The organism is Streptomyces sp. CC53 (assembly GCF_001865245.1).
Classification (GTDB): domain Bacteria; phylum Actinomycetota; class Actinomycetes; order Streptomycetales; family Streptomycetaceae; genus Streptomyces.
In genome coordinates this window covers 1-11,383 of sequence record NZ_MKXB01000233.1, presented here as the reverse complement: position 1 = coordinate 11,383, position 11,383 = coordinate 1, and the positions used below count along the sequence as shown (strand labels likewise).

Below are 11,383 nucleotides of genomic sequence, written 5' to 3'. Positions count from 1 at the left end.
CCGGCACGGCCGCGCCCACCGCTGCCGGACCCCCGGGGACCTCGGGTGCCGGCTGCTTCGGTGACGGGTGCGCGGGCCGGGACCCGGAGAGCACGCGGTGCGGCCGTCCGCATGCCACGACCGTCGCGTACCGGACCGTCGGCACCGCCCGGGTGGAGGTCCGCCACAGCCGGGTGTGCGGTGCCGCGTGGGCCCGGGTGTCGGGGGCCGCGCCCGGCGACGTCGTCGCGGTCAGCGCGGCGGGGGCGACCCACGAACGGGGCGTCCGCTCCGGGGACGACGACGCCTACACACTGATGGTCGCCGTGTCCGACGCCACCGACGCGCGGGCCTGCGCCACCCTCGCCGGCGGTCTCCGCGGCTGCACCGGCCCCGACTGACGGCCGCGGACGCCGAACGTCACCGGGGGCGGCGGCCCCTGAGTCGACGGGCCCGCCGCCCTAAGCGGCCGCCGCGGGCGCGTCCCGCGACGGAGCCGGCCGCAACCGGCTTTCCCTTCCGGGGGACCGGCCGCCGGAAGGGAGGTCCCCCGTCCGGGTGAGCCGGGACACAAGGGGGCGGGGGTGTGAGGGGGACCGGGTCGGATAGCCTGACCGCTGGATCTCTTCATGTCGAGAGACCGCGCGGCGACACCGGGCGACCTCGACGCCGGGGAGGCCCAGCACCAGCTTCAGGACCAGGGCCACCGAACCCTCACAGCCAGCTTCTTACGGAGACCGCCATGACCCGCACTCCCGTGAATGTCACCGTGACCGGCGCGGCCGGCCAGATCGGTTACGCGCTGCTCTTCCGCATCGCCTCCGGCCACCTGCTCGGCGCCGACGTGCCGGTCAAGCTCCGGCTGCTGGAGATCCCGCAGGGCCTGAAGGCCGCCGAGGGCACCGCCATGGAGCTCGACGACTGCGCCTTCCCGCTGCTGCGCGGCATCGAGATCACCGACGACCCGAACGTCGCCTTCGACGGCGCGAACGTCGCCCTCCTCGTCGGCGCCCGCCCGCGCACCAAGGGCATGGAGCGCGGTGACCTGCTGGAGGCCAACGGCGGCATCTTCAAGCCGCAGGGCAAGGCCATCAACGACCACGCCGCGGACGACATCCGCGTCCTGGTCGTCGGCAACCCGGCCAACACCAACGCCCTCATCGCCCAGGCCGCCGCGCCCGACGTACCGGCCGAGCGCTTCACCGCGATGACCCGCCTGGACCACAACCGCGCGATCTCGCAGCTGGCCGCCAAGACCGGTGCCGCCGTCTCCGACATCAAGCGCCTCACCATCTGGGGCAACCACTCGGCCACCCAGTACCCGGACATCTTCCACGCCACCGTCGCAGGCAAGAACGCCGCCGAGGTCGTCGACGACGAGAAGTGGCTGGCCGACGAGTTCATCCCGACCGTCGCCAAGCGGGGCGCCGCGATCATCGAGGCCCGTGGCGCGTCCTCCGCCGCGTCCGCCGCGAACGCCGCCATCGACCACGTCCACACCTGGGTCAACGGCACGGCCGAGGGCGACTGGACCTCCATGGGCATCCCGTCCGACGGTTCCTACGGCGTGCCGGAGGGCCTGATCTCCTCCTTCCCGGTCACCTGCAAGAACGGCCGGTACGAGATCGTCCAGGGCCTGGACATCAACGAGTTCTCCCGCACCCGCATCGACGCGTCGGTCAAGGAGCTCGAAGAGGAGCGCGACGCCGTTCGCGGCCTCGGCCTGATCTGAGCCCCGCTCGGTCGTCCTCCCGCAGACGCCCCGCCCCCGGTCGGCCCCGCGCCGCCGGGGGCGGGGCGTCTGCCGTTGCGCCCGGCGCTGCCCGCAGGCGTCGCAGCCCCGTGACCGGACGGAGTGCCGGGCCTGCTGCCGCCCTGGTGCGTGGCCGTGGGCGCGGTGGACGCCGCCACCCGGGCCCGGCCGGAGACGCGGGCCCGCACGCTCGACGGGCGTCAGCGCGCCGAGCGGGACCGCGCCCTGCGCCACCGGTCACCGGTGGACCGCAACCGCACTGCCGGGGCTCGCCGCCGGGGCCGTGCTGACGGGCCGGCGCGGCGCCGTCCCCCTCGGGCACGGGATGCTCCCCGTCGGCCTTCGCGGTCTTCGCCGTCCCCGTGACGGCGCCGCGCCGGATCGTGTGCCCACCGGGTCCAGGACGAGCGGCGCGGATCAGGTCCGATCCGCGCAGCCGTGAGTCGCCTGCACGCCCCCGAAACTGACGCCAGAGTGATCCGCGCCACTTTCGCGCATGCTTTCCAGACCGTAGGGCAGGCGCCCGGGTCGCCGGTCAAGGCCGGTTCTGACCGCACCCGGTACGGAAGGCAACACGCGAAGTGTCGGAACAAGACAAACTCACCATTCATGTGGACGGACAGTGGCGATCAGCCGCTTCCGGAGCCACTCGTGACATCCTCGACCCCGCCGACGCCACGGCCTTCGCCGTCGTCGCGGAAGGCGGGGCCGAGGACGCCGACGCCGCGATCGCCGCCGCACGCAAGGCATTCGGCCAGGGCCAGGGGGAGTGGCCGCGCACACCGGTCGCCGAACGGGCGGCCCTGCTGCGACGCGTCGCGGACCTGCTGCAGCGCGACCGCGAGGAGCTGGCGCTGCTGGAGAGCCGCGACGCCGGCAAGACCCTGGAGGAAGGCCGCGTCGACGTCGACTGCGTGACCGACGCCTTCCGCTACTTCGCCGACCTCGTCGTCAACGAGAGCGGCGGCCGCGTCGTCGACGCCGGCTCACCGGACATCCACAGCGTGGTCGTCCACGAGCCCGTCGGCGTCTGCGCCCTCATCACCCCCTGGAACTACCCCCTCCTCCAGGCCAGCTGGAAGGTCGCCCCGGCGCTCGCCGCGGGCAACACCTTCGTCATCAAGCCGAGCGAGATCACCCCGCTCTCCACGGTCGCCCTCGTCCGGCTCCTCGTGGAGGCCGGCCTCCCGGCGGGCGTCGCCAACATCGTCACCGGCCCCGGTGACCCCGTCGGCGCCCGTTTCGCCGAGCACCCCGACGTCGGCCTCGTCTCCTTCACCGGCGGCCTCGTCAGCGGCACCAAGGTGATGCGCGCCGCCGCCGACTCCGTCAAGAAGGTCGCCCTCGAACTCGGCGGCAAGAACCCGAACGTGGTCTTCGCGGACGCCTGCGCCACCGCCGAGGGCTTCGACACCGCCGTGGACCAGGCGCTCAACGCCGCGTTCATCCACAGCGGCCAGGTCTGCTCGGCCGGTTCCCGGCTCATCGTCGAGGAGTCCCTGCGGGAGCGGTTCGTGACCGAACTGGCCCGCCGCGCCGAGCGCATCCGCCTCGGCCGCGGCACCGACCCGGACGCCGAGTGCGGCCCGCTGGTCTCCGCCGCGCAACTGGCCCGCACCGAGGACTTCGTCGCCTCCGCCCTCGCCGAGGGCGCCGTCCTGCGCGCGGGCGGCGAGCGCCCCACCGAACCGGATCTGCGCGACGGCTGGTTCTACCGGCCCACCGTCCTCGACCGCTGCCACCGCCGCATGCGGGTGGTCCGCGAGGAGGTCTTCGGCCCGGTCCTGACCGTCGAGACGTTCCGCACCGAGGACGAGGCGGTCGCCCTCGCCAACGACACCGAGTACGGCCTGGCCGGCGCCGTCTGGTCCGCCGACGCGGGCCGCGCCCGCCGCGTCGCCGCCCGGCTCCGCCACGGCACCGTCTGGATCAACGACTTCCACCCCTACCTGCCGCAGGCGGAGTGGGGCGGCTTCGGCAAGAGCGGCATCGGCCGCGAACTGGGCCCGGCAGGGCTCGCCGAGTACCGCGAGAGCAAGCACGTCTACCAGAACCTCGCCCCCCGCCCGGTGCGCTGGTTCAAGGGCTGAGCAGCCACCGCCAGCAGCCGGTCGGGTCCACCCCTGCCCGACCGGCCCACCGACCAGCACACCGCACACGGATGCAGGAACACACCATGAGCAGCACCCCTGACCACACTCCCGCCGCAGTCGACTACGTCATCGTCGGCGGCGGCACCGCGGGTTCCGTCATCGCCCACCGCCTCACCGCCGACCCGGACGTCACCGTCGCCGTCGTCGAGGGCGGCCCCGACGACCGGGACCGGCCCGACGTCCTCACCCTCCGCCGCTGGCTCGGCCTCCTCGGCGGCGACCTCGACTACGACTACCCGACCGTCGAGCAGCCACGCGGCAACTCCCCCATCCGGCACAGCCGCGCCCGGGTCCTCGGCGGCTGCTCCTCCCACAACACGCTCATATCCTTCAAGCCGCTGCCGTCCGACTGGGACGAGTGGGCCGAGGCGGGCGCCGACGGCTGGGACGCCGCCGCCATGAACCCGTACTACGACCGGCTCCTCAACAACATCGTCCCCGTCGACGAGAAGGACCGGAACGCCATCGCCCGCGACTTCGTCGACGCCGCGCAGGCCGCGCTCGGCGTGCCGCGCGTCGAGGGCTTCAACAAGAAGCCGTTCCACGAGGGCGTCGGCTTCTTCGACCTGGCCTACCACCCGGAGGACAACAAGCGCTCCTCCGCCTCCGTCGCCTACCTCCACCCGGTCATGGACGAGCGGCCCAACCTCCGCATCCTGCTGGAGACCTGGGCGTACGCCCTGGAGTTCGACGGCACCCGGGCGAGCGGCGTCCGCGTCCGCCGCAAGGACGGCACCGGGGAACTGCTCACCGCCCGCCGCGAGGTGATCGTCTGCGCGGGCGCCGTCGACACGCCCCGCCTGCTGATGCACTCCGGCATCGGTCCGCGCGCCGACCTGGAGGCCCTCGGCATCCCGGTCCGCCACGACCTGCCGGGCGTCGGCGAGAACCTGCTCGACCACCCCGAGTCGGTCATCGTCTGGGAGACGGACGGCCCCATCCCGGACAACTCGGCGATGGACAGCGACGCTGGCCTCTTCGTGCGCCGCGACCCCGACGTCCCGGGGCCCGACCTGATGTTCCACTTCTACCAGATCCCGTTCACCGACAACCCGGAGCGCCTCGGCTACGAGAAGCCCGCGCACGGCGTGTCGATGACGCCCAACATCCCCAAGCCGCGCAGCCGCGGCCGCCTCTACCTCACCAGCGCGGACCCGTCCGTGAAGCCCGCCCTCGACTTCCGCTACTTCACGGACGAGGAGGACTACGACGCCCGCACCCTCGTCGACGGCATCCGTCTCGCCCGCGAGATCGCGAAGACCGAGCCGCTGGCCGGCTGGCTGAAGCGCGAGGTCTGCCCCGGGCCGGACGTCACGGGCGACGAGGAGCTCAGCGAGTACGCCAGGAAGGTCGCCCACACCGTCTACCACCCGGCGGGCACCTGCAAGATGGGCGCGGCCGACGACGAACTGGCCGTGGTCACCCCCGACCTGAAGGTGAAGGGCGTCGACGGCCTGCGGATCGCCGACGCCTCCGTCTTCCCGACCATGACGGCCGTCAACCCGATGGTGGCGGTGCTGATGGTCGGCGAGAAGGCCGCCGAGCTGCTGGGCGGTGACGCGCGATGAGTACGCCCGCGAACACGTCCGCGCAGTCGCCCGCGGGCACCGCCGCGACCGACGCCGAGTCCCCCGTCTTCCGGGTCCGCGACCTGTGGAAGGTCTTCGGCCCCAAGGCCGACCGCATCCCCGGCGACCGCGACCTCACCGCCCTGTCCCAGGCGGACCTGCGGGCCCGCACCGGCTGCACCGCGGCCGTCCGCGACGTCTCCTTCGACGTGCGCAAGGGCGAGGTCTTCGTCGTCATGGGCCTGTCCGGGTCCGGCAAGTCCACCCTGGTGCGCTGCCTGACCCGGCTCATCGAGCCGACCTCCGGCACCCTGGAGATCGACGGCGAGGACGTCCTCGCCATGGACAGGAACCGGCTGCGCGAACTGCGCCGGCACCGCGCCGCGATGGTGTTCCAGCACTTCGGGCTGCTGCCGCACCGCACCGTCCTCGACAACGTGGCCTACGGCCTGGAGATCCAGGGCATGGCCAGGGCGGAGCGCCGTGCCAGGGCCGCCGAGATGGTCGCGAAGGTCGGCCTTGAGGGGCTGGAGCAGCGCCGTCCCGGCCAGCTCTCCGGCGGCCAGCAGCAACGCGTCGGCCTGGCCCGCGCCCTGGCCGCGGACCCCGAGGTGCTGCTCTTCGACGAGCCGTTCAGCGCCCTCGACCCGCTGATCCGGCGGGACATGCAGGAGGAGGTCATCCGCCTGCACCGGGAGGAGGGCCGCACCATGGTCTTCATCACCCACGACCTGAGCGAGGCGCTGCGCGTCGGCGACCGCATCGCCCTGATGCGCGACGGCCAGATCGTCCAGCTCGGCACCCCCGAGGAGATCGTGGGCTCGCCCGCCGACGACTACGTGCGGGACTTCGTCCGCGACGTGCCGCGCGAGCAGGTCATGACCGTCCGCACGGCCATGACGCCCGGGGACTGCGGCGCCACCGAGCACCCGGCCGCGCTCTCCCCCGACACGGTCGTGTCGGCCGCCATCGAGGACGTCGTCCGCACCGGCAGGCCCGCCTGCGTCGTCGAGGACGGCGCGTGCCTCGGCGTGGTCGACCACCGGGGGCTGCTGTCGGTCGTTGCCGGTGTCCCCCTGGGGAAGGCGGCGGCATGACGGCGACGACCGCCCCCACCCCCGCGTCCGAGAGACCCGACCCGGAGGAGGCCGCCGTGCCGAAGGACACCGGCAGCACCTCCGCCCCCGCCGTCTCCCCGCCGAACGGCGCCGCGGGCGGGTCCGCCGCCGGCCGCCGCTCGCCGCTGCGCCACCCGCAGGTGCGCCGCCTGCTGCCGCTGGGCGCCGCCGCACTCGTCCTCGTCCCGCTCGCCGCCGCCCTCTGGGGCAGCGGAACGTGGCCGTCCGCGCTGACCGTGGACGTCCAGGGCCCCCTGGACGACGTCTACGGCTGGGTCGTCGGCAACCGGGACACCCACCCGGTCTTCCTCTACTTCCTGCTGCACCTGAGCAACTGGTCCGAAGGGTCCGTCGCCTGGATGACGGACCTGCTGGAGGGCCTCGGCTGGTTCCCGGTGACCGTCGCCGCGGTGCTGCTGTCCTGGCGGATCGGCGGGCTGCGCGACCGGCGCGGACCGAAGCTCGCCGGTGTCACCCTCGCCGCGTTCGCGGTGTGCGGGCTCCTCGGCATGTGGCAGGCCACGATGGAGACCCTCGCCCTCATGGCGGTCGCGGTCACCGTCGCGGCGGCCGTCGGCGGACTGCTGGGCCTGGGCGCGGGCCTCTCGGACCGCTTCGAGCGGATCCTGCGGCCGGCCCTGGACACCATGCAGATCATGCCGGCGTTCGCCTACCTGCTGCCGCTGGTGCTGCTGTTCGACATCGGTGTGCCGTCCGCGCTGATCGCCACGATCATCTACGCGGCCCCGCCGATGGCCCGGCTCACGGCACTCGGCCTGCGCGGCGCCGACCCGTCCGTGATGGAGGCCGTGACGTCGCTGGGCACCGGCCCGGTGCAGCGGCTCGTGACCGCGCGGCTGCCGCTGGCCCGCAAGGAGATCCTGCTCGGCCTCAACCAGACGATCATGATGGCGCTGTCCATGGTCACCATCGCCTCGGTGATCGGCGCCGGCGGCCTCGGCGAGGAGGTGTTCCGCGCGCTGTCCACCGTCGACGTCGGCGGGGCGCTCGCCGCGGGCATCCCGATCGTGCTGCTCGCCGTCTGGCTGGACCGCGTGACCTCCGCCGCCGGCGAGCGGCTCGGCGAGGGCGCCGCCCCCGGCGGCCCCCGCTGGCTGCACGGCCTGCGCGCCTGGGCCGTCACTGCCGTCTCCGGTGTGGCGCTGGGCGTGACCGGGTGGCTGCTGCTGATCGCGGAGTGGCCCGGGACGTGGGAGGTGGACATCGCCCCGCCCGTCAACGCGGCGGTGGACTGGTTCACCAGCCACCTGGCCGAGGGCGTGCCCGTCGTCGGCGGCACCCGCGCCTGGGCGGACGGTTTCACCGTGGGCGTCCTCAACCCGCTCCGGGACGGCCTGACCGCCACGCCGTGGTGGCTGCTGCTCCTGGTGGTCGCCGTGTGCGCGCTGCTCGCGGGCGGCTGGGGCGCGATGTGCACCGCGGTCCTCGCGATGGCAGGCGTCGGCGTCCTCGCCGTGTCCGACGGCTCCCTGTGGAACCACTCCCTGGACACCCTGTCCCAGGCCGTCGCGGGCGTCGTCGTCACGCTCGTGCTCGGCTTCGCGATCGGTGTGGCCGCGGCCCGCGTGCGGCTGCTGGAGCGTCTGCTGCGTCCGGTCCTGGACACCATGCAGACCCTGCCCCAGTTCATCTACCTGATCCCCGTGGTGGCCCTGTTCAACGTGGGCCGTGCGGCGGCCGTCGCGGCGGCCGTGCTGTACGCGCTGCCCGCCGTCGTACGGATCACCGTGCAGGGCCTGCGCCAGGTCGACTCCGCGACGCTGGAGGCGGCCCGGTCGATGGGCGCCTCCACGTTCCAGCAGATCCGCCAGGTGCAGCTCCCGCTGGCCCGCCCCGCGCTGATGCTCGCCCTCAACCAGGGCGTGGTGCTGGTCCTCGCCATGGTCATCGTCGGCGGCTTCGTCGGCTCCGGCGCGCTCGGCTACGACGTCGTCTACGGCCTCCAGAAGAGCCAGCTCGGCATCGGCCTGAGCGCCGGCGTCGCGATCGTGCTGCTCGGCCTGGTCCTGGACCGCACCACCCAGCGCGCCGACCGGCGTACCAGCACCTCCTAGCCCCCGCCCCCCGTAGGGACGACCCTCCCCGTCCCGCCCCCTCCGCAGGAACCCCCCTGCCCGTCCGAAGTGAGAGACACCCGCTCATGAGCACCGTGAACACCAGAAAGAACCTGATCCGCACCGCCACCGCCGCCGCCGTGGTCCTCGGCATCACCGGCCTGACCGCCTGCGGCGCCGCGAAGACCGACTCCGCGTCCGGCAAGGGCGGCGGCTCCGGCAGCGTCACCATCGCCGTGCCCTCCTGGGTCGGCGCCGAGGCCAACGCGGCCGTGGCCAAGCACATCCTGGAGAACGAGCTCGACACCGAGGTCGAGCTCACCCAGCTCGACGAGTCGGTCGCCATCGACGGGCTCAACAGCGGCAAGGTCGACGCCGTCCTGGAGGACTGGGGCGGCGCCCCGGACAAGATCAAGCTGTACACCGAGGACAAGAAGTCCGTCGTCGAGGGCGGCGACCTCGGCGTGGTCGGCCACATCGGCTGGTTCGTGCCGAAGTACCTCGCGGACAAGCACCCGGACATCACGGACTGGAAGAACCTCAACAAGTACAAGGACCTCTTCAAGACCGCCGAGAGCGGCGACAAGGGCCAGCTCCTGGAGGGCTCGCCGTCGTACACCACCAACGACGACGCGATCATCAAGAACCTGGAGCTGGACTACAAGACGGTCTACGCCGGCTCCGAGGCCGCCCAGATCACCCAGATCAAGGAGAACTACAAGGCCCAGAAGCCGTTCATCACCTACTGGTGGACGCCGCAGTGGCTGAACGCGCAGGTCGACCTCGTCGAGGTGAAGCTGCCGGAGTACAAGGAGGGCTGCGACGCCGACCCGGAGAAGGTCGCCTGCGGCTACGCCCAGACGTCGCTGCAGAAGTACTTCAACGCCGACTTCGCCAAGGACGGCGGTGACGCGGCCCAGTTCCTGAAGAACTTCTCGTGGACCGCGGAGCAGCAGAACGAGGTCGCCGCGATGATCGCCGACCAGAAGCTGTCCCCGGAGGCCGCGGCCGAGAAGTGGGTCAAGGCCAACGAGTCCACCTGGAAGGCGTGGCTGCCCAAGTAGTCCGTACGGTCGGCCCGTCGACGACGACTCCCCGCCGGCCATCCCCCACCGCCCGCCCCGGCCGCCGCCCGCACCGGCAGCCGGGGCGGGCGCGTCTCCTGCACGCCGGCCCTTTACCGCTCAAAGGGCGCCGACGGCACGCGGGTTGAGTATTTCCTGAGCCTTTCCCCCGGGATCTCCAGCCGAAAAGGAGAGGTGTTCCCCGGGGCCTTGCCGGGTGATCACGGGCTTCGTACGGTGAAGGCCCGGCGGAAGCCGGTGCCGCACGTCAGGTGAAGGAGTTCCCATGAAGGCGCTGCTGTTGCGGCTGGGCGGGATCTGCGTCGGGTTCCTCGCCCTGCTCGTCGTCCTGGGCGCGCAGACCGGGACGAGGGAACTGGCCGCCCTGACGGCCGCGGCGGTCGTGGCCGTGGCGTTCACGGTGCGGCGCCACCGGCGCAGGGCCCCGGGCGCGCGGCCGACCTCCGCGTAGGTCCCGTCAAGAGGCTGCGCCGCACGGCCGGCACGGGCCCGTCCGGAGCGGGGCCGCACTCCCCGAGCGCCGGCCCGGCACCCGCCTCCGCCGAGGGCGGGCCCGAGGGCCGCCGACCCCCGGGCTGCTACGTTGCCCTCCCGTGACGGGATACCAGAACGAGACCAGGGCGGCCTACGACGGGGTGGTCGCGCTGTACGCGTCGATGTTCGCCGACCGGCTGGAGACCCGGCCGTTCGCGCGGAACATGATCGGCACCTTCGCCGAGCTGGTACGGGGGACGGGGAACCCGCGCACGGCCGACGTCGGCTGTGGCCCCGGCCATCTGACGGCCCTGCTGCACGACCTGGGGCTGGACGCCTTCGGGCTCGACCTGTCGCCGGGCATGGTCGCCCACGCCCGGCGGGCCCACCCGGCACTGCGGTTCGCCGAGGCGCGGATGGAGGACCTGCCGGTCGCGGACGGTGCACTCGGTGGCGTGCTGGCGCACTACTCGATGATCCACACCCCGCCCGGAGACCTGCCGGCGCTGCTGGCCGAGCAGGCGCGCGTCCTGGCCCCCGGGGGCCTGCTGCTGGCGTCGTTCTTCGCGACGGACGGACCGGAGCCGGTCCGCTTCGACCACAAGGTGGCTCCCGCCTACAGCTGGCCGGCGGACCGGTTCTCCGCACTGCTGGCCGCGGCGGGACTCGTCCCGTTCGCCCGGCTGCTCCACGATCCCGCGTCGGAACGCGGCTTCCTCGACGCCCACGTGCTGGCCCGCCGCCCCTGAGGGCCACCACCGGGCGCCGGGCCTGCGCTGCACGGACCGGACCGCTGCCGACGGCCACCGGGTCCGGCGCCCGTCCTGCCCGGCCGCCGTCCGAGGCGGCGGGCCGAGCCGTGCCGATCACCGCGCCGGTCACCGTGCGGGGCTCCGGTCCGCAGCCCGGGGCCACGGGCTGACGCGGTCCGGCGGCACGGGTGCCGGACCGGCGGGGCGGAGTGGCGGCGGCCGTCCGTGGGGAAGGTCACCGGACCCACGGCGTCCGCACGTACGGCGACGTCGGGCCGCGAGCCGCGAGCCGCGAGCCGCAGGCGGCGGGCCGCCCCCGCGCCGACCGCGCCCGCCGACGGGACGTCAGGAGCCGCCCGGCGCGGGAGGACGCGGCCGTTCGCCCCGCGCCGGGACACCCGCCTACGAGCCGCCGGGGCCCGCGTC

9 protein-coding genes are annotated in these 11,383 nt (G+C 73.6%); all 9 read left to right on the top strand.

Annotated elements, in window-relative coordinates:
• The coding region (locus BJP40_RS30415) for a DUF2690 domain-containing protein (RefSeq protein ID WP_143066055.1) at positions 1-380 on the top strand (380 nt) is incomplete at its 5' end.
• 341 nt (positions 381-721) lie between these two features.
• Positions 722-1,711 carry a malate dehydrogenase gene (locus tag BJP40_RS30410; protein ID WP_071267612.1) on the top strand — a complete coding sequence of 330 codons (990 nt, stop codon included), beginning with the start codon at positions 722-724 and terminating at the stop codon, positions 1,709-1,711.
• Between the two features lie 602 nt (positions 1,712-2,313).
• A complete protein-coding gene (locus tag BJP40_RS30405) occupies positions 2,314-3,822 on the top strand; it encodes an aldehyde dehydrogenase family protein (protein ID WP_071284025.1) in 1,509 nt (502 codons plus the stop codon).
• An 86-nt stretch (positions 3,823-3,908) separates the two neighbouring features.
• Positions 3,909-5,453 carry a GMC family oxidoreductase gene (locus BJP40_RS30400; protein ID WP_071284022.1) on the top strand — a complete coding sequence of 515 codons (1,545 nt, stop codon included), beginning with the start codon at positions 3,909-3,911 and terminating at the stop codon, positions 5,451-5,453.
• The gene (locus BJP40_RS30395) at positions 5,450-6,550 is read left to right on the top strand and encodes a glycine betaine/L-proline ABC transporter ATP-binding protein (protein WP_071267606.1); all 1,101 of its coding nucleotides are present in this window, start codon (positions 5,450-5,452) and stop codon (positions 6,548-6,550) included. Before BJP40_RS30400 ends, BJP40_RS30395 begins: the two co-directional genes overlap by 4 nt.
• Positions 6,547-8,646: a proline/glycine betaine ABC transporter permease gene (locus BJP40_RS30390; RefSeq protein ID WP_079171589.1), complete on the top strand. Its 2,100-nt coding sequence runs from the start codon at positions 6,547-6,549 to the stop codon at positions 8,644-8,646. The genes BJP40_RS30395 and BJP40_RS30390 overlap by 4 nt, the downstream gene beginning before the upstream one ends.
• Positions 8,647-8,732: 86 nt before the next feature.
• A complete protein-coding gene (locus BJP40_RS30385) occupies positions 8,733-9,710 on the top strand; it encodes an ABC transporter substrate-binding protein (protein WP_071273947.1) in 978 nt (325 codons plus the stop codon).
• Positions 9,711-9,996: 286 nt separating this feature from the next.
• Positions 9,997-10,182 carry a hypothetical protein gene (locus BJP40_RS30380; RefSeq protein WP_071284019.1) on the top strand — a complete coding sequence of 62 codons (186 nt, stop codon included), beginning with the start codon at positions 9,997-9,999 and terminating at the stop codon, positions 10,180-10,182.
• Between the two features lie 142 nt (positions 10,183-10,324).
• Positions 10,325-10,954, top strand: coding sequence for a class I SAM-dependent methyltransferase (locus tag BJP40_RS30375; RefSeq protein ID WP_071284016.1), 630 nt, complete (start codon positions 10,325-10,327; stop codon positions 10,952-10,954).
• Positions 10,955-11,383: the final 429 nt, after the last annotated feature.

What these genes read in the sequence shown, in the direction of transcription:
- BJP40_RS30385 (WP_071273947.1), top strand. Translation starts at nt 8,733, where the DNA reads ATGAGCACCGTGAACACCAGAAAGAACCTGATCCGCACCGCCACCGCC.
- BJP40_RS30410 (WP_071267612.1), top strand. Translation starts at nt 722, where the DNA reads ATGACCCGCACTCCCGTGAATGTCACCGTGACCGGCGCGGCCGGCCAG.
- BJP40_RS30395 (WP_071267606.1), top strand. Translation starts at nt 5,450, where the DNA reads ATGAGTACGCCCGCGAACACGTCCGCGCAGTCGCCCGCGGGCACCGCC.
- BJP40_RS30390 (WP_079171589.1), top strand. Translation starts at nt 6,547, where the DNA reads ATGACGGCGACGACCGCCCCCACCCCCGCGTCCGAGAGACCCGACCCG.
- BJP40_RS30400 (WP_071284022.1), top strand. Translation starts at nt 3,909, where the DNA reads ATGAGCAGCACCCCTGACCACACTCCCGCCGCAGTCGACTACGTCATC.
- BJP40_RS30380 (WP_071284019.1), top strand. Translation starts at nt 9,997, where the DNA reads ATGAAGGCGCTGCTGTTGCGGCTGGGCGGGATCTGCGTCGGGTTCCTC.